We start from the raw sequence: 17,037 nt of genomic DNA on the forward strand, positions 1-17,037 counted from the left end.
TTCGGTGGTGTACGTCGTGGTCGACGCGTTCGGGTAGTCGATCATGCGCTGACGATCACGTTCGAACCGTCCACGCGCACCGGGTATGTGCGAATGCTCCACTCCGGCTTCACGGTCGTAGTGCCCGTGGCAAGCTCGAATCCCCACTGATGCCATGGGCAATAGATGAATTCGCCGTCCCTAACTTCGGCAGCCCCACCCGGGCGTTCCGGAGCACTGACTGTCTGGCCTTTGGTACGTCCGAAGCACAACGGACCGCCTTCGTGAGGGCAGTAGTTCGCGATTGCGTAGAACGTGCCCTTGACGTTGTAGACGCCTACGCCGTAGCGACCGATAGGGAACACCTTGTGTTCCCCCGGCGGGATTTCGTCTGTGGTGGCAACCACGTGTTCACGACCACGCGCCAGACGCTTTTCTTTCTCGGTCATCAGTAAGCCTTTACCTGTCCCGCCAGCGCGGGCAATTCGCTCGGCAGGCCGAACAGATCGATGCCGTTCTGGAACATCACCGCGTCACGCATCTGCACTGGAATATGCTTGGCCACCCATCGCGGCTCGTCGAACGTCCAGTGCGGATAGTCTGAGGAGAACAACAAGATTTTGTCCGCCTCCATCCACTCCAGGGCGTTGGTCAGCTCGAGCTTGTCCTCCGGGTAGTCCAGTGGCTGGGTGGTGAAGAAGATGTTGTCTTTGACGTAGTCGGACGGCTTCTTGGTCAACCCCGCAGTGTCGGCGCCACGCGCTGCGTAAATCGCATCCATGCGCCACATCAGCGGAAGTATCCACGATGAAGCGTGTTCGATGAACACGATTTTCAGGGCAGGAAACCGTTCGAAGACGCCGTCGAAAATTAGGCTCATGACCTGGTTCGCGGCGAGCATCGAGTAGGTGACCATGAAATCGTGGTTGTAGGACATGAAGCCGACCGGGCTCATGGGGAGGAGGTTGTGTTTTCCACGACCGAGGTGGCAAGCGACGGGAATGTCGTGTTTCGTTGCTGCGGCCCACACCGGGTCGTACTTCGGGTGGCCCCACGACGGCCTCGGCTCCGCGTGAATCAAAACCTGCTTGTAACGCTCGTGGCCGGCCCACTTCTCGATCTCTCGCGCGGCCACGTCGGGCTCTGCGATGTTTGCGCAAATGGATCCGTAGAACCGGCCGTGCCAGTTGTTTTCTCGGTCGAGCCAGCATGCTTCCTGCCACAGATTGGTGGCCGCTGCCATCGCGGTGACCTCTTCCTCGGTATCTCCGCCACCTCCCGATGTGGGTCCGAGAATCACGATGTCGGACCCCGAGTCCAACACGAGCTGGCGAAATGCCATCGCCGGATCGGTGCACGCAAATTCGCCGTCCCCGGGGAACGAATCCACCCGCATGGCGCGCGCGAAATTGTAATCAGGCGCATCGTAGAAAATTCCGTTGTTCGCGCCGGCACCGCGCGCTTGCTGTTCCTTGACGAACTTGGGGTCGAGAAACTCGTGCAGCGCACCCTTGCGCGGGTACGGATGCGTATCGCAATCCACGACCCTCACGGGATCGAGTGTCGACGTCGATACTTGTTCGCTGTGTGTTCGTGTCATCGGACTGGCCTCGTCTCGGTTCGTTCTGCTGTCTCTTGCGGGCATGTCATTGCATTACCGGTGACGACAGCGAGATGCCGTAGAGCTTCTCGGCATTGCGCGAGCACACCTTGTCTCGCTGCGCTGGAGTCCACGCCGAAGGCAGGGACTCCACCGACGCTGTCTGCCAATCCGGGTAGCTCGACCCGAACATCAGCATGTCTTCTTTGCCGGTCATCCGGAGCCATTCCGAAGCGAACTCCACGTCCCCCGGTCCGTCCAGCAGTCCGTTGACGAAGTACACATGTTCGGCCAGGTAGTCACTGGGCATTTTGGGGGCCCACGGGGTCTGTTCGAGGTGGGGGCGACCGAAGGTGTCCATACGCCACATAATCGGGGTCAACATGTCTGCTGCGCCGTCCGCGAAAACGATACGTAAATCAGGGAATTCCTCGAAAATGCCTTCGGCGATCATGTTCATCAGGTGGTACACGAAGGTCAGAGGCTGAAAGCCGACCAGCTGCGCGTAAGTACGGGCCGGCCCCGACGGCGTCGGGGGGTGCGTGATACCTTGGCCCATCTCCCAATGGATAGCAATCGGAAGGCCTGCATCGGTCGCTGCTTTCCACAGTGGCTTGTAGTACGACCGTCCGTACGGTGCCTGCGTCTGCATCGGCAACCCGATCTGAACGACTTGTGGGTGATCTTTCCACTTCTCGATTTCCGCAACGGCAGAATCGATGTCGTTCGGATTGACCCGAATGGTGCCGTAGAACTTGTCCTTGTACGTGCCGGACTCCAACCAGTTCTCGACCATCGATCGGTTCGTGGCAGACAGTATTGCCGTCTCGAGATGCCAGTCGGGCAACATTCCTACCGACATGGGGTGAAGGATCGCCGCGTCGAAAGCCTGTTTCACGAACAACTGCCGACCCGCCAGTTCAGGATCGGAGCCCGGGTGGGTGCCGTCCTCGGGGTGGGTGCCCTCGGCGTATCGATTGCCCAGTGACGCCGTGAACGTCACGTCGGGTGTGGGGAATCCCCGGCTCGCCCAGGGTTCACCGAGAGCGGTGCGCAGATGTGCATCCGATGGGAAGAAGACGTGAACGCTGGCGTCGATCATGTCGGGACGTGGCCTCCGTAGTAGTAACTGTCCGCGCACCGTGGGAGCGCGGACCAAATAATTGTTCCGATACTAACACCAGGGGCACCTCGAGAGGCGCGATTGGCACCGATCAGATTCCCTTTTCCGAATCGATGAATTCGAGAAAAGTCGGGACACCGTCCATCCACGGGTCGAAAATTCCACCCTTGCCTGCATCGCGCAATGCCTGTCCTCGCTCCCATGCATCTTCCGGCCAGGGCGGTTCGACGAAACGAGACGACCGGATCAGGGAATGCACCTCCATGGACGTTCGCTTGGGGTGGTCGATGTCGCCTTCCCCACCGCGCACGATCAACGTCGGGACGTCGATCTGCCGCATCTCGTGGTCCGCGACGCCGGGGATTGCCTCGGTTGCCTTCGGCACGTACGCCTCGAACCATTGCCACATCACCCGTTCGAATTCCTCGGCGCCCAGATCTCGCAGCCGCTGCTCGTTGGCAGGGTTGGCGTCGACCAGGTCGGACCAGCTACCCGCGCGACCCTTGAGCGCCAGAATTCCGTCGATGCCGTTCCGACGTAGCGTTCGTATCTCGTCCAGGACGTACACACTGGCCAGACTGATCGAGCTGAATGCGCCACCGACAATCGACCACACGACCAATCTGCGAACCAGGTGGGGGTATTCGATGGTGAACACGATGGAGTCACGCGCACCGCCCGAGCCGCCCAGAACGGCTATCGGACCGAGCCCCAGTTGCTCGACGAGCCCGGCGAGCGTTTCCGCCCGCATGTGCGACTCCGAGCGACCGTAGAGCTGAATGTCCGACGCACCCGTGTTCGGGCGATCCCAGATCAGGACACGCTTACCTGCCGCGGCGAACGCTTCCGCGAACGGGCGAACACCTCGGTACTCCATACCGAACCGTCCGCCAGGCGTGATCACGACGGTGTCTCCGCCCTCCGGTCCGATCAGCTCATATCGGACCTTGCCGCCGTTCACTGTCAAATCGGGCATCGTGCTCCTCATCGTTATCGACACGCGTGACACGAAGTTCACTGCGCGCCGCTGTTGGTGTGAATGGTGTTTCCGAGGTCCGGGGAGACCGCGTTGTTGTCCTGGGCTTCAATGGGGCGCACTCCGCGCTTCTCCACGACCAGACCCGACCCGCGGCACTTCAGTTGACAACCGAGACGTACCCGAGAGTCGTTGCTGTACTTGGGGCTCAGCCTCGAGCGGATGGCGTCCAGTTCGGCATCTTCGGCAGGTACCGCGTCGAGCTCACCGTCGACGATCGTCGTGAAGCAGGTCATGCATTCGATCTGCCCCCAACACTTCGTCGGCCAGACGTAATCTTGACGCCACGCAGCTTCTGCAACGGATTCGCCGTCGAAGGCCTCCAACTCGATCCCGGCGGGTCGCACTGTGAACCGGGGCATGGCCTATTCGCCCAATCGAATCTGATCAGGGGTTGCAGAGGCTTTGTCTGCGTCGAGCTTTCTCGACCACCCCTTGCGTGTGGAGTCACCTTCGAGTGCCGCGATTCTCTGCTCGAGCACCGCGGTGATCTCGATCAACCCGAACACCGCTTTGCGCAGTACGAGATCGTCGGTCGAGTGGATTCGGGCGGCGTCGATATCCACCAGTTTGGCAGCCAACGCATGGACGAAGGCCGCTTCCTCGCTCACATCGATGTCTCGAACGTTGTTGCTTGTGAACATGATCAGTAGTCCGCCGCGAGCCGACGATCGAGTTCCTGGTGCATGTTCGCGATCGTTACCTCCCAGAGCTCGGCGAGCGTCGTCTCCGACAAGCTCTGGTTCTTGATTCCCCGTTGCATCCGTTCGAGATTCGCGAAGTCCTGGCGTGGAATGAGACCCCAGTGATCTGCGTCGTCTTTGTCGAACCGTCCCGACAGCACTGCACGGGTCGGCTCCGCCGACTTCGGGTACGTGGTCAGCGACCACACCTCGAACCGGCACCACTCCGGGTCGTCATTGTGGGGCCGCACCCGGTAGCACAAGCTGTTTGCGTACATGGGCAACATGAGGTAGTTCGGGAACAGGTGAATGTCGCCGCCCCACAGCTTCATCACCTCGGGGGTCTTGGACGGCCCTTCGATGCCCGCACCCTCCCAGTACTCGAAGAGTGCGTTGATCGCCTTGGCGGTGTACGCCGGGTCGCTGGTGTCCATATTGCCCGCAACGCTCTCGAACACATGAATGTCGCGTTCGAGGGTCATGGCGTCCTGACCCTGCTGGTTCAGCTTGGCCGCCTTCAAGAAGTCCGGCTTTCCGCCGTACCCCTCGCGCGAATCCCCACTCTGAAAACGTCCGTGTCCGTTGACGAACGGCGTGTAGGCAACGTTCTGCTTGTTGATCTCGCTGTCCGACTCGTCGACGTAGGTATACAGCTGCGGATGCGTTTGCTTGACGTGCCATCCCTCGAAGAACGCTTCCTGCGCGAGCTTCCAGTTGCAGTTGATGACGGCTTCTTTCCACCACTTCACTCGCATGTTGTCGACGCCGCTGCGGGTCAGAATGTCCGCGGCCGGGAACAGCGCCTCCCGAAGTGGTGGCGCATCGTTGTCGAGGTTGATCCAGATGTGCCCACCCCAGGATTCGCATCGCGCCTCGTGCAGCGCGAGATTCTCGGGCTGCACGGTCTCTTTCGCGAAACCTTCCCTGCCGAAGATGTGGCTTATCGACCCGTCGGTCTTCCATCGCCACCCATGGAACGGACAGACGATCTGGTTTCCGGGGAAGCGGCCACACCCGCTCCCCAGCTCGGTGGCGCGATGCCTGCACACGTTGTGCAGCGCCTTCACCGACCCGTCCACCTGTCGCACGATCAGCAGAGACTGGCCGATGATTTCGTACTCGGTGAAGTCACCCGGATTGGGAATCTCTTCCTCGCGCGCAGCCATCTGCCAAACGTGGGGCCACAGCTTCTTCTTCTCCAGCTCGAAGAATTCGCGTGAATAATAGCGCTCGGAGGGGACGTGCAAGCCATCCTTCATGTTGAACGGAACCTTCGAGTTCACGTCGTCGCCGTTGGGGCCCGTTGCCAGTGCCGATTCGATGGGATCGGTTCCGGTCGACCGCTCAGTTGTAGTCATAGCTGATTTTCAACTCGCTCTCTTCTAGTCGCTGCGCGGGGCAGCCGGATCTCGGCACGGAGCCAAGAGACCTAATCTTTGCTCTCAAAGTAACCCAGGTCACAGTAGCTGTACAACCCGGGGGGCTACACCCTGACGATGCGAACTTCGCAATTGAGGGCAGCTTCGAGCGCGGTGTGCAGCCTGCTCTCCGGAACCCGCCGTTCGGACTCCCGGGAGATCGTGACCGTGACCAACTCTTCGTCGTGTTCGTCGACTTCGCGATGCACGTTGCCGTTCACGCCGAAACGCGTCAGAACACTGTGCGCGTCAGTATCGGTACCGCGACTGATGTAGGTGACGACACCCAAATCGGCAGCGACACCGAACGCTTCCGAGCATTTCGACTCGATGTCTCGCGTGGTGTTCGGACTGTCTATCTCGGCGATGACTTCGATCTCGCGGCAGCCCTCCGAGTTGCGACCTCGATGCGTCCCGATCAGTTCGAACCCTTGCTCGATCAATCGGTCCAATCCACGCTGGTATGTCTCATCGGGCATCACACCGTTTCGATCGAAATGCACTCTGATCACTGCAGTCGGCGTAGTTGAAGTTTCTGGTCGATCGACCGGTGACAACACTGCGTGTCAGCCCCGTTCGCTGAGCGTCTGCTCCACATCGAGGACATGAGCCGCCGCGGGGTCGACGGACTTGCCGGCAGCATGAAGGGCTGCAATGTAGCCGAACACCATGGTGTTGGCGATACTCGCGCCTGCACCGAGATAGTTGCGACCCATGACTGTGGCTGTCATATTGCCCGCCGCGTACAAACCGGGAATTGGATTGTTCGCCTGATCGAGGACCCGTGCGTATTCGTCCGTGACGACCCCGCCCGCGGTACCGACATCACCGGGATAGATTTCGGTAGCGTAGAACGGTCCCGTCGCGACCGGCCCGACTGCGGGGTTCGGTTTGTTGCGTGGGTCTCCCAGCACCTTGTTGTACTGAGATTCACCGCGACCGAACTTCGGATCGCGACCCCGTTCGGCGTCCATGTTGAATTCGCGAACCGTTTCGGCCAGCGCCTCGGGGTCGAGCCCGATTTGCCGTGCGAGATCTTCGATCGTGGACGCGCGTCTCATCCACCCCTCACTGATCCATTTCTCGGGCATCTTGCCCGGCAGCGCTGTTCTCCACTCCTTGATGACCGGCAAGCCGGAACTCCACACCACGTTTCGACGGTATTGGTCGTCGAAGACCAACCACGCCGGCGCGGCATCGTTCGCGTACATCGCGCGCCCGACTTCGACATACGAATTGGACTCGTTGCAGAAACGCATCCCACGCTGGTTCACCAGGATGGTGTGCGCCCACTGGCGCGCCTGCGATAGCGCGGACATGCCGAACTCCCTGCGCGGGGAGGGCTGCCACACAGCCTCGTCCATGTAATCCGTCTTGGCACCCAGCGCAATCGCGGCGGCCAGTACCTCGCCTGTGTTGCCCGCGGTGGCCGACGTCCACTGACCCTCGTTGGGCTGAGTGTGCTCGGTGTACTTACGTCGCATCTCGGGATTTCGCTCGAAACCACCGGCAGACAGGAGGACACCGTGCCGGGCCCGGATCGTTTCTCGGTTGCCGCCTCGCGAAACCACGACGCCCACGACCGCACCGTCCTCGACGACCAGTTCCTCGACGCCGACTTCGGTCCAGATCGGAATGCCGGAGTCGAGCGCCGCCTTGGTCATTTGTCCGATCAGCGACATCCCGTTGGTCAGGAGGTCCTTTCCTGCCAACCGCGACACTTTGGTGCGAAGAAACACCCGCGCAGTGGCGGCGAAAGATGTCGCAGACCGCTGAAAGGTCGAAATCTTGCGGATCTCATTGGTTTTGACGGCCAGCCTGAAAGCACGTGCTATTCCCGGGTGGATGCGCGCGTTCCATTCACCGAGATGCTTTCCGTCCCACGGTGCAGCCTCGACCGACCGGCCACGGCTCGAGCCACCTTTGACGTTGTCGTAGTAGTCCGAATAACCCTCGCAGCGTATGAGTTGGACGCCTTCCGAACGAAGGAAGTCGATCATATCGGAGCCATGACGCAGAAACGCCGACCTTCGCGCCAGCGAGGAACCGTCATCCGGTTCACCCACAACCGCTTGGAAGTAGTCCATTCCGGCACGCTCGGAGTCGGGCACGTTCTGCTCCCGCATCAGCGGGTTGTTCGGCATCCAGATAACACCGCCCGACATGGCGGTGGAACCGCCGACGAATTGTTGCTTTTCGATGATCAGTGGACGTAGTCCCGCATCGGCAGCGGCCAGCGCAGCGGTCATACCCCGCCGCCACTGCCCACGATCACGAGGTCGAACGTAGCTTCTGCAGTCGTCATGAATGAACACTCCTGTGAGCAAAAATTTGGGTCGCGTTCACACGACTCTAGACCCACAAGTCTGCGAAAGGGATAAATCACGGGGATTCGGCGCTTGTATCGCGGAACGATGGAGGGCGCGATCGCGCGCTCAAAAGCTGTGTGCTGCACTGCGCTTTCGATAGGCCGACGGCGAATGGCCGGTGAAGTCGGCGAACGCTCGCGCGAACGAGCTGACGTTCTGAAAACCCACGGCACGTGCGGTCTCTTGCACCGACTGCTCGGGCGTGGCAAGAAGTGCCATTGCACGAAGCATGCGCGCGTGAAGAAGATACGTGCGCCACGGGAAACCCGTCTCCTCCAGAAACAACCGCCGCAGGGTTCGCTCGGAAACAGCGACCGCGCGACTGACGTCGACGGCGCTGACGGTGTGCAAATTGTTACGAGTGCACGTCATCGCCGCAGAGACCACGGGATGATCCGACGTGGGCAGGGTGAAAAGGGGCTCACCCGACTGAACCGCCTCGAGTACGAGATCGCCGAGGGTCTGAAAGAACCGTTCGGAAGCATCGTCCGTTCTCAGCCTGTCGATAGGCCAGCGTTTCGCGTACACGATCATCTCGCGTATCAAGGGCGAGACGTCGAGCACTGCAGCAGAAGTGCCGTTGTACGGCACCAGTTCGGGATCGAACATGATGGCGATGGACCGCACGTTGGAGTTCATGGTGGCCTGGTGATGAAGTCCCGCTGGTATCCACACGGCCTGCTGCGGCGGCAACAAGAAATGGGTATCCGCGGTTTCCACATCCACGACACCGCCGACGGCATATTCGATTTGATGCACATCGTGGCGGTGCCAACCCGTCACCAGTCGGTCGCCCTCGTACAAGTAGCTACCGGCTCTGACAACGGCGCTTTTGCGGAGAGGTTTGAACTTGGCCGATTCCGCATGAGGTGTGGCCGAATGTGTAGAGACGGTCATGACTCCGCAGCGTACTACTTGTATAGAACGTTTGTGAGCGACACCACTGCAAGGGGTTCCAATGAAGATGGAAGACATGATTCTCGTCAGCATCGACGACCACGTCGTCGAGCCGCCCGACATGTTCGCACGCCACGTGCCGGCCAAATACGTCGACGAGGCACCCAAGGTCATCGTCACCGACAAGGGTGTCGACCAATGGGTTTACCAGGGCAAGCCCACCGGCGTCAGTGGCCTTAACGCCGTCGTTTCGTGGCCGGCGGAAGAATGGGGCCGCGACCCTGCGCGTTTCGCCGAAATGCGCCCGGGCGTCTACGACATTCACGAGCGTGTGCGCGATATGAGCCGCAACGGGATCATCGGGTCGATGTGTTTCCCCACATTCACCGGATTTTCCGCGCGTCATCTCAACCAGCACCAAGCAGAGGTCACGGTGGTGATGGTGCGGGCCTACAACGACTGGCACATCGACGAATGGTGCGGCGCTTACCCCGATCGCTTTCTCCCACTCGCACTGATGCCCACGTGGAACGTTGAGGCAATGATCGCGGAGATCAAGCGTGTTGCCAAAAAGGGCTGTAGAGCCGTCACCATGCCCGAAATACCGCACCTCGAAGGCCTTCCCAGCTACCACGACATCGACTACTGGGGACCCGTTTTTCAGACCCTGTCGGACGAGAACGTCGTCATGTGTCTGCACATCGGTTCCGGATTCGGGGCCATTTCAATGGCCAAGGATGCTCCCATCGACAATTTGATCGTGCTGGCGACTCAGATCTCGGCAATCGCCGCACAGGATCTGCTGTGGGGACCCGCCATGCGCCAGTACCCCAACTTGAAGTTCGCGTTCTCCGAGGGCGGCATCGGCTGGATCCCCTTCTACCTCGACCGCTGCGACCGTCACTACACGAACCAGCGCTGGCTGCGTCGCGACTTCGGCGGCAAGCTGCCCAGTGAAGTATTCAAAGAGCATTCTCTGGCCTGCTACGTCACCGATCCCACCGCACTCAAGCTGCGTCACGAGATCGGCATCGACAACATCGCGTGGGAGTGCGACTACCCCCATTCCGATTGCTTCTTCCCCGATGCCGCCGAGAATGTGTACAAAGAGCTCTCTGGCGCCGGTGCGGACGACACGGACATCAACAAGATCACATGGCAGAACTCGTGCAATTTCTTCGACTGGGACCCGTTCTCGAAGACCAAGCGCGAAGACGCCACCGTTGGTGCACTGCGCGCAACCGCAACCGACGTAGACGTTTCGATCAGACCCCGCGCCGAGTGGGCGAAGCTGTACGAACAGAAGAATCTGGTGACAGGCAACGCCTGACAACTGCCGACAGGACCCCAGCGGACAGCAGTCACGCTGGGGTTTTGTTCTACTCGGGTGTCACCGGTCGCATGCAGAATACATACGAACGAGCGAGTAAATTCCGTCCTGAGGTAGGGAACCATGACGTATCCGCCACCGGCTCTCGTACATCTCGATCGCGAGGATCTCGCCGCCCCCGGTTCCGACCGTCGGCCCGGTCCGACCATAGGTGTAAGTGCATCAGGCACAGCCGAAACAGAAGCAGCCGACCGGTGGGCCGACGAATCGTTGTTCACACTCACCGAGCAGCTCACCGACGATCCGAGGTTCGTCCATGTGCCGTCGGTGGCTTCCGCATCGAAGTTGTGTACGAAGCGGGTTTCCGCACGACCCCTGACAACTCGAGTACTCCAGGACGTACTGCGTTCGTACAGTGCCCATCTCGACGTCCGATCCGGACTCGTGTCCGAGTCGCTGGCGTATTCGATGTTGCAAGCGGGCCCTGAATTCGCTCAGTGGCTCGGACGCCAGGGCGCTCGGCGCAAACACACAGCAGAACGAGGAGTTGTCCTCGGCCGCGCCGGCAGCAGCCTGTCGATCACGTTCGACAGCCCCGAACGCCACAACGCATTCAGTGATCTGCTCCGTGCGGGCCTACTGGAGGGCCTCGCAGTTGCTGTTGCAGATACGTCGATCGAACGGGTGTGCCTCGGTGGAAACGGCCCTTCGTTCTGCAGCGGCGGTGATCTCCGCGAATTCGGACTCTCCGCCGATCCCGTGTCGTCACACTTGTCCCGCCTCGCGTACAGTCCGGCAGCATCTCTCGCGGCACTCGCCAGTCGTCTCGGTCGGGGTCTTACTGCGCAGGTTCACGGTGCTGTACTCGGAAGCGGCCTCGAGATGGCAGCGTTCTGCCCTTTCGTCGTCGCCGACCGGGAGAGCATGTTCGGGCTACCCGAACTCGACCTCGGTCTGATTCCAGGGGCCGGCGGAACCGTGAGCGTCACCCGTCGAATCGGCCGGTGGCGTACCGCCTATCTCGTGATCTCCGGCGCACGCGTCGACGCCCCCACTGCATTGCAGTGGGGGCTCGTGGACGACATCGACTAGAGATACTGACTAGAAATACCGACTAGAAGTACTGAGCTCCTCCGTCGATGGTGACGTGTTCGGCAGTCATGAACTTCGACTCGTCGGAGGCCAGGAATGCCACGACGTTGGCAATTTCGTCGCACTCTGCGGCCCACTGCTGCAGCATCGACGAGTTCATCGGCGCCAGACGCGGATACGACTCGGCGGTCTGGGCGATACGTTCTCGCATGGAACCCGATCCCATGGGTGACATGACTGCGCCCGGGTGGACACTGTTGACGCGAATGCTGTGCTTACCGAGCTCTGCTGCGAACGCACGCGTCATTCCCGTGACGGCGTGCTTGCTCGCGGTGTAATGCACCATGAACGGCTGCATCTTCTTGCCTGCCGAAGAACTGATGAGGACGATCGAACCGCCTCCTCGACTGACGAGATGCGGTGCAGTTGCCATGACGGTGTTCCACACACCGGTGACGTTGATGTCCATGGTGTCCTGGAACATCTTCGGTGTGGACTCGTCCCAGGTCGCCGGGATGCAGATGCCTGCGTTCGCGACCACGATGTCCAGGCCGCCGAATTGATCGACGGCCTGTGCTGCCAGCGCCTTCAAACCATCCAGGTCTCGAACGTCACCCTGACGTAGATGGGCTGTGCGCCCTTCCGCCTCGACAAGAGCCTTCGTCTCGGCCAAATCGTCCGTGGTTGCCGAATCGTAAGGTACGCCGGGCATGTCCCCGGCGATATCGATCCCGACAATGTCTGCGCCTTCGCGGGCCATACGCACCGCGTGCGCGCGACCTTGACCACGTGCGACGCCCGTGATGTAAGCGACTTTGTTCTCCAACCGACCCATGTGTGACCAACTCTCTCTTGCTATTTCGGTATGAGTATTCGTTCAGGATCGTCGAGCAACGGCCAGCATCGACTCGACGTCGACGAACTTGACCCGTGGACGCGATCGTTCTTTGCCTGCCGACCGCTCGGCCTTGTCGATGCGCGACCACCCCTCGTAGTCCAGGGCGTCAGGCGCCCGATCCTCGATGATCGAAATCAAGGACTCGGCAGGAAGGCCGGCGGGAGTGAGAATTCCTTCGAGATGGTCCTGCAGCAGAGCGTCGACGGTGTCGACCGCGCACTTCTTGTTCGTACCGATGACCCCGGAGGGCCCTCGCTTGATCCAGCCGGTGACATATACACCTGCAATCGGTTCACCGGTGTCCGGGTCGATCACCCTGCCGTCGACATTCGGAATCACTCCTCGGCCTTCGTCGAACGGAAGATCACGGACCGGGCGGCCTTTGTATCCCACCGAGCGGAGCACGAGACCGGCGTCCAGCGCAACCGTTTCCTCGGTAGGAATCGCTACTATTCGTCGGTCGGTATCGAACTGCAGCCGATTGCGGACGAACTCGACCGACTCCACCCGACCGTCACCTCGGATCGCTTTCGGAGACAACAAATACCTCAGAACCAGTCGCTTCGAGGCTCCGGAGGGAGCGCGTTCCGCGACTTCCCGCGCAAGTGCGACCTTGGTACGAACAGCGGATTCGGTGTCTTCCGCCTCGAGCATCGCAGTGGTCACCCCGTCCGGTGCTACCTCGCTCTCCTCGACGAAGACGTCCAAATCGGGTACGTCCAACAGTGACAACATCTCAGGATTGGTGTACGCCGCCTGAGCTGCACCGCGACGACCTACGACCACAACCTCCCGGATCGAACTCCGTCGCAGTGCTTCCAACGCGTGGTCGGCGATATCCGTCTTTGCAAGTTTCTCAGGGTCACTCAACAGGATTCGCGCCACGTCGAGAGCGACATTTCCGTTGCCGACGACCACCGCGCGTTCACCGGATAGATCGAATTGGGCGTTCGCGTAGTCGGGGTGCCCGTTGTACCAGGCTACGAACTCTGTCGCAGCATGGCTACCCGGCAGATCCTCGCCATCGACTCCGAGTCGTCTGTCGGACGAGGCGCCTACCGCGTAGATGACTGCGTCGTGATGTTGGAGGAGCTCGGCATGCGTCACGTGTTCCCCGATCGTGACCCCGAGGTGCAGCGTGAAATTCTTCTTCATCCCAAGGGATCTGAACAGACCCGTGACAGCTTTCGTCGATTGATGATCCGGTGCGACGCCGAATCTGGCGAGACCATATGGGGTAAGTAGCTTGTCGAACATCGCGATCCGAGCTGCACCGGCGGCATGCAGGTCCAAAGCCGAGTAGAACGCTGCAGGTCCAGAACCGACCACTGCGACAGTCAGGTCCGAGAACTTGCCCTTTCTCCACGACTTGTTCTGGACCATCGGCATGTCGTCGACAGGATGCACATCGAAGTATCCGGCGTTGAGCGCGAGGTAGCGAGAATCGTCGTCGTCGAGTTCGTCTTCGGGAACTATTGCGTCGACCGGGCATTCGTCGACGCAAGCCCCACAGTCGATGCATGTCGCCGGATCGATGTGCAGCATCTCCGCGCGCATGAACTCGGGTTCGTCGGGGGTCGGGTGGATACAGTTCACCGGGCACACTGCGACGCAGGACGCATCGTTGCAGCACGGTTGAAGTATTACGTAAGTCATCGAAACTCAGTTCGTCGTCGGGCACATCGGACAGACCACACGGGGGCGTTTCGGAGCTTTACTGTCGCAGTTTCCGACGCCTCGACTTTGCGCGACCGGTAGATGCCTTCTTGCGATCGAGTCGCCGCGCACAGAGAGCGATGAGCTCCCTGCGCGCCGGTTCCGAGAGTCGGTCGGTGTGCTCGACCACGTCTGCCAAACGCTCGAAGAATATCGTGTCCGAAACACCGAACTGAACAAAGATGTCGCTCGCAGACCCGCCACCGTAGTGAAGCCATCTTCGGGCGAAGTCGATCATCAGGTCTCGGTCGACCTCGGTCATCGTGTGGTTGGACACTGCGCTCATCATTCTTCGTACTCTCTACTCGTGTCTCGCACGCAGTGCTGTGCGGTACGTACTGCGCTGGTTCAGCGCGCCTTGCTCTTGGTCACGGGCTCTGCAAGCCGTTCCTTGTCGATTGTGGCCTGCAATGTGGCGATGGTTTCTTCGAGACCAGGTCCACGTCGGGTTCCCGGAGTGAACGTCGCCGGCAAATGCTGCATTCCGTTGATGACGCCGACGGTCTTGTAGTGGACGGTGCCTTCGGGGTCGCAGGTGTAATCGGGCATACGCTCGAGCACTTGGGTCAACATGCGCTTGAACAGGTTTCGAGCGACGTTCGACCCGATGCACCGATGGATCCCCAGCCCGAAACTCGCGTGTCGGTTGCCGCTTCGTTCGAGATCGATCTCGTGTGGGTTCGGAAAGATCTCTGCGTTCCTGTTCGCCATCGCCCAGGACAACCACAGTCGATCGCCCTCTTTGAACGAGGCACCCGCGATCTCCACGTCCTGGCTGATGGTTCGTCCATCCCCGGTCGCAGGCGTGTAGTAACGGAGGAACTCTTCCGTTGCGGAATCCAGCATGGTGTCGAGGTTTTCGGACAGACGGGTTCGCTCGGACGGATTCTCCGACAGCCATTCCAGTGCATGTGATGTGAGCGCGGTAGTGGTATCGAATCCGCCGCCGATCAATAGGCTCACGGTCATGCGCACGTCGTCGAAAGACGCCCGGGCACCGTTGATATCGGCCGTCAACAGTGCGTTGATGAGTCCAGGTCTCGGACTCTCACGAATTTCGTTGATGCCCTCGGCGATGCGAGCCTGCGAGATCATGAGGTTTTTGATGACGTCGGCGATCTCCGGCGATGTCGGCGGGGTGTAGACGGAGGCGTGAACCGGCTCGCAGTGAACTACCCATTCGGACAGCGGGAGCCCGAGGAGTCCCATTGTCGCGACAGCGGGCACGATGTTGGCCAGATCGTCGATGAAGTCGATCGACCCGGATTCGATGCAGTCGTCGATGCACGCGCGAGTCACCTCGTCGATGATCGGAAGCCAACGTGCGATCGCAGCGGGTGAAAGGTACGGATTGAGAGCTTTGCGGTAGTCGGTCTGCTCCGGTGGGTCCATCTCCAAGAAGCCGCCCCGCGACTTCATACCCTCCCGGTGCGGAATGCTGATCCCCTTGTACCCACGTTTGGTGCCCTCGTAGTCGTTCTCGTTGGACAGCACATCCGAACGGCGGGCGATGTCGAACAATTCGGGCATGTCGCTGGCAACCCAGTGCCCGCCGTAGTTTTCCGCGAACGCGATCGGGCACTTCTCGTGCAACTCGTCGGTGATGGTTTCGAAGTTTTCCCGGTACTCGGGTGCATGCCGATCGAACTGGATCGGGCATTCCTTGTGGGCGGTGTTCTGGGGTTCGGTGTGCTCTATTGTCATGTGTCTCTCCGCTGGCGAACGGGTTCGCGATCGTGGTGTGCGCGGGGTTGTTGTCGGGCGATCCGCCCGACAACAACCCGCGTCGACAACTGGTGAACTGGCGACTACTGAAGAACGATCGCTCGCTCCGGGCAAGATCGAATTGCTTCCTCGACCTTCGACTCCTGCGACGCCGGCACTTCACCGTCGATCGCCGAAGCATGACCGTCTTCGTCGTCGAGCGTGAACACGTCCGGTGCGACCATCGAACATATGGTGTGCCCCTGACACAATTCAGGCTCTACACGTACCTTCATCTCTGACTCCTCCTGTTTCGGCGCCGGCTCTTGTTTCAGTGATGGAAAGAGTGCGACTTGAGGTACGAACCCGCGTCGACTCGCAACTGCATACCGGTCACGTACCGCGATTCGTCGGACGCCAGGTAGAGAACGGCGTGGCTGATGTCGATCGGGTCGACCCAGGGCACGGGCATCGCCTGCTGCGCCGGGAATGCCAGCACCGCATCTTCCGCGGTGGGGTTCTCCAGATCAGGACGGAACGACTTGTACATGGCGGGGCTCTGGAGCATACCGGTATTGCAGTTCGTGGGATGAACCACGTTGGCACGGATCGATCGCGGCGACAATGCCCGCGCCAGTTCGTGCATGTAGGCAGACAGGCCGTTCTTGGCGACGATGTATCCGGACCCTCCTGGGTCTTTGCCTGGCTGTGCCACAACGTCGTTGGGCATGAACGCCGCCGCAGACCCGGTAGCGATGATCGATGCGCCGTCTTTGAGATGCGGCAGCGAAACGTGCACCGCATTGAGCACGCCGATGAGGTTGATGTCGATGACGTCTATCCAGGCCTGAAGTTTGTCCTCGGCCTTCATCGGTGCGATACCGGCCTGAGCGACGACGATGTCGAGTCCACCGAGCTCGGACACACCTGCCTCGACGGCGTCGTGCAGCTGCCGCTTCTCACGTACATCCGCCTGCACGGACACCACTCGGCGATCGAGCTTCTCGATCAAACGTACTGTCTCGTCGAGATCCTCCGGCCGCGCGAGCGGGTACGAGTTGCTCTCGATGTCGCGGCACAGATCTACGGCAATGATGTCGGCGCCTTCTTCCGCCAACCGCAATGCGTGACTACGCCCTTGACCCCTCGCTGCACCGGTGACGAAGGCGACTTTGCCAGCGACTCTTCCCAT

The 17,037-nt window shown here is 60.5% G+C and carries 17 protein-coding genes and 1 pseudogene; 2 read left to right on the forward strand and 16 right to left on the reverse strand.

Features of this window, described 5'->3' with window-relative positions; all coding sequences use genetic code 11:
- Nucleotides 1-41: 41 nt before the first annotated feature.
- The 10 genes and pseudogenes from D8W71_RS20785 to D8W71_RS20830 form a co-directional block, all read right to left on the reverse strand.
- Complete coding sequence (locus D8W71_RS20785) at nucleotides 42-428, reverse strand: Rieske (2Fe-2S) protein (protein WP_121116171.1); 387 nt, start codon at nucleotides 426-428, stop codon at nucleotides 42-44.
- Nucleotides 428-1,579 carry an amidohydrolase family protein gene (locus D8W71_RS20790; RefSeq protein ID WP_121119677.1) on the reverse strand — a complete coding sequence of 384 codons (1,152 nt, stop codon included), beginning with the start codon at nucleotides 1,577-1,579 and terminating at the stop codon, nucleotides 428-430. Before D8W71_RS20790 ends, D8W71_RS20785 begins: the two co-directional genes overlap by 1 nt.
- A 46-nt stretch (nucleotides 1,580-1,625) precedes the next feature.
- A complete protein-coding gene (locus D8W71_RS20795) occupies nucleotides 1,626-2,681 on the reverse strand; it encodes an amidohydrolase family protein (protein WP_121116173.1) in 1,056 nt (351 codons plus the stop codon).
- Between the two features lie 112 nt (nucleotides 2,682-2,793).
- Entirely contained in the window at nucleotides 2,794-3,678 is an 885-nt protein-coding gene (locus D8W71_RS20800) for an alpha/beta fold hydrolase (protein WP_121116175.1), read from the reverse strand.
- 38 nt (nucleotides 3,679-3,716) lie between these two features.
- Nucleotides 3,717-4,100, reverse strand: coding sequence for a 2Fe-2S iron-sulfur cluster-binding protein (locus D8W71_RS20805; RefSeq protein WP_121116177.1), 384 nt, complete (start codon nucleotides 4,098-4,100; stop codon nucleotides 3,717-3,719).
- 3 nt (nucleotides 4,101-4,103) lie between these two features.
- Nucleotides 4,104-4,382 (reverse strand): hypothetical protein, encoded by a 279-nt coding sequence (locus tag D8W71_RS20810; RefSeq protein WP_121116179.1) that lies wholly within the window; start codon nucleotides 4,380-4,382, stop codon nucleotides 4,104-4,106.
- Nucleotides 4,383-4,384: 2 nt separating this feature from the next.
- On the reverse strand, nucleotides 4,385-5,779 hold the full coding sequence (locus D8W71_RS20815; protein ID WP_236077532.1) for an aromatic ring-hydroxylating oxygenase subunit alpha: 1,395 nt from the start codon (nucleotides 5,777-5,779) through the stop codon (nucleotides 4,385-4,387).
- Nucleotides 5,780-5,904: 125 nt separating this feature from the next.
- A complete protein-coding gene (locus tag D8W71_RS20820) occupies nucleotides 5,905-6,318 on the reverse strand; it encodes a hypothetical protein (RefSeq protein WP_153275406.1) in 414 nt (137 codons plus the stop codon).
- Nucleotides 6,319-6,405: 87 nt separating this feature from the next.
- Nucleotides 6,406-8,144, reverse strand: a pseudogene (locus D8W71_RS20825) (FAD-dependent oxidoreductase).
- Nucleotides 8,145-8,274: 130 nt separating this feature from the next.
- Nucleotides 8,275-9,105 carry an AraC family transcriptional regulator gene (locus D8W71_RS20830; protein ID WP_121116183.1) on the reverse strand — a complete coding sequence of 277 codons (831 nt, stop codon included), beginning with the start codon at nucleotides 9,103-9,105 and terminating at the stop codon, nucleotides 8,275-8,277.
- A gap of 61 nt (nucleotides 9,106-9,166) precedes the next feature.
- Between D8W71_RS20830 and D8W71_RS20835 the strand changes: the two genes are divergently transcribed.
- Nucleotides 9,167-10,435 (forward strand): amidohydrolase family protein, encoded by a 1,269-nt coding sequence (locus D8W71_RS20835; RefSeq protein ID WP_121116185.1) that lies wholly within the window; start codon nucleotides 9,167-9,169, stop codon nucleotides 10,433-10,435.
- A 123-nt stretch (nucleotides 10,436-10,558) separates the two neighbouring features.
- Nucleotides 10,559-11,527, forward strand: coding sequence for an enoyl-CoA hydratase/isomerase family protein (locus D8W71_RS20840; protein ID WP_121116187.1), 969 nt, complete (start codon nucleotides 10,559-10,561; stop codon nucleotides 11,525-11,527).
- A gap of 22 nt (nucleotides 11,528-11,549) precedes the next feature.
- On the opposite strand, the gene D8W71_RS20845 is transcribed toward D8W71_RS20840, so the two are convergent.
- The 6 genes from D8W71_RS20845 to D8W71_RS20870 all read right to left on the reverse strand — a co-directional run bounded on the left by D8W71_RS20845 (nucleotide 11,550) and on the right by D8W71_RS20870 (nucleotide 17,037).
- Nucleotides 11,550-12,362, reverse strand: a complete 813-nt coding sequence (locus D8W71_RS20845) for a mycofactocin-coupled SDR family oxidoreductase (RefSeq protein ID WP_121116189.1) — start codon at nucleotides 12,360-12,362, stop codon at nucleotides 11,550-11,552.
- 42 nt (nucleotides 12,363-12,404) lie between these two features.
- The gene (locus tag D8W71_RS20850) at nucleotides 12,405-14,081 is read right to left on the reverse strand and encodes an FAD-dependent oxidoreductase (RefSeq protein ID WP_121116191.1); all 1,677 of its coding nucleotides are present in this window, start codon (nucleotides 14,079-14,081) and stop codon (nucleotides 12,405-12,407) included.
- 58 nt (nucleotides 14,082-14,139) lie between these two features.
- Nucleotides 14,140-14,430, reverse strand: coding sequence for a hypothetical protein (locus tag D8W71_RS20855; RefSeq protein WP_121116193.1), 291 nt, complete (start codon nucleotides 14,428-14,430; stop codon nucleotides 14,140-14,142).
- A gap of 59 nt (nucleotides 14,431-14,489) precedes the next feature.
- On the reverse strand, nucleotides 14,490-15,845 hold the full coding sequence (locus tag D8W71_RS20860) for a cytochrome P450 (RefSeq protein WP_121116195.1): 1,356 nt from the start codon (nucleotides 15,843-15,845) through the stop codon (nucleotides 14,490-14,492).
- 104 nt (nucleotides 15,846-15,949) lie between these two features.
- Nucleotides 15,950-16,141 (reverse strand): ferredoxin, encoded by a 192-nt coding sequence (locus tag D8W71_RS20865; RefSeq protein ID WP_121116197.1) that lies wholly within the window; start codon nucleotides 16,139-16,141, stop codon nucleotides 15,950-15,952.
- Between the two features lie 35 nt (nucleotides 16,142-16,176).
- Entirely contained in the window at nucleotides 16,177-17,037 is an 861-nt protein-coding gene (locus D8W71_RS20870) for a mycofactocin-coupled SDR family oxidoreductase (RefSeq protein ID WP_121116199.1), read from the reverse strand.

This window comes from Rhodococcus sp. P1Y (genome assembly GCF_003641205.1).
Classification (GTDB): domain Bacteria; phylum Actinomycetota; class Actinomycetes; order Mycobacteriales; family Mycobacteriaceae; genus Rhodococcoides.

Coding starts and splice junctions, on each gene's coding strand:
- D8W71_RS20785 (WP_121116171.1), bottom strand. CDS start 428: ATGACCGAGAAAGAAAAGCGTCTGGCGCGTGGTCGTGAACACGTGGTT.
- D8W71_RS20790 (WP_121119677.1), bottom strand. CDS start 1,579: ATGACACGAACACACAGCGAACAAGTATCGACGTCGACACTCGATCCC.
- D8W71_RS20795 (WP_121116173.1), bottom strand. CDS start 2,681: ATGATCGACGCCAGCGTTCACGTCTTCTTCCCATCGGATGCACATCTG.
- D8W71_RS20800 (WP_121116175.1), bottom strand. CDS start 3,678: ATGCCCGATTTGACAGTGAACGGCGGCAAGGTCCGATATGAGCTGATC.
- D8W71_RS20805 (WP_121116177.1), bottom strand. CDS start 4,100: ATGCCCCGGTTCACAGTGCGACCCGCCGGGATCGAGTTGGAGGCCTTC.
- D8W71_RS20810 (WP_121116179.1), bottom strand. CDS start 4,382: ATGTTCACAAGCAACAACGTTCGAGACATCGATGTGAGCGAGGAAGCG.
- D8W71_RS20815 (WP_236077532.1), bottom strand. CDS start 5,779: ATGACTACAACTGAGCGGTCGACCGGAACCGATCCCATCGAATCGGCA.
- D8W71_RS20820 (WP_153275406.1), bottom strand. CDS start 6,318: ATGCCCGATGAGACATACCAGCGTGGATTGGACCGATTGATCGAGCAA.
- D8W71_RS20830 (WP_121116183.1), bottom strand. CDS start 9,105: ATGACCGTCTCTACACATTCGGCCACACCTCATGCGGAATCGGCCAAG.
- D8W71_RS20835 (WP_121116185.1), top strand. CDS start 9,167: ATGAAGATGGAAGACATGATTCTCGTCAGCATCGACGACCACGTCGTC.
- D8W71_RS20840 (WP_121116187.1), top strand. CDS start 10,559: ATGACGTATCCGCCACCGGCTCTCGTACATCTCGATCGCGAGGATCTC.
- D8W71_RS20845 (WP_121116189.1), bottom strand. CDS start 12,362: ATGGGTCGGTTGGAGAACAAAGTCGCTTACATCACGGGCGTCGCACGT.
- D8W71_RS20850 (WP_121116191.1), bottom strand. CDS start 14,081: ATGACTTACGTAATACTTCAACCGTGCTGCAACGATGCGTCCTGCGTC.
- D8W71_RS20855 (WP_121116193.1), bottom strand. CDS start 14,430: ATGATGAGCGCAGTGTCCAACCACACGATGACCGAGGTCGACCGAGAC.
- D8W71_RS20860 (WP_121116195.1), bottom strand. CDS start 15,845: ATGACAATAGAGCACACCGAACCCCAGAACACCGCCCACAAGGAATGC.
- D8W71_RS20865 (WP_121116197.1), bottom strand. CDS start 16,141: ATGAAGGTACGTGTAGAGCCTGAATTGTGTCAGGGGCACACCATATGT.
- D8W71_RS20870 (WP_121116199.1), bottom strand. CDS start 17,037: ATGGGAAGAGTCGCTGGCAAAGTCGCCTTCGTCACCGGTGCAGCGAGG.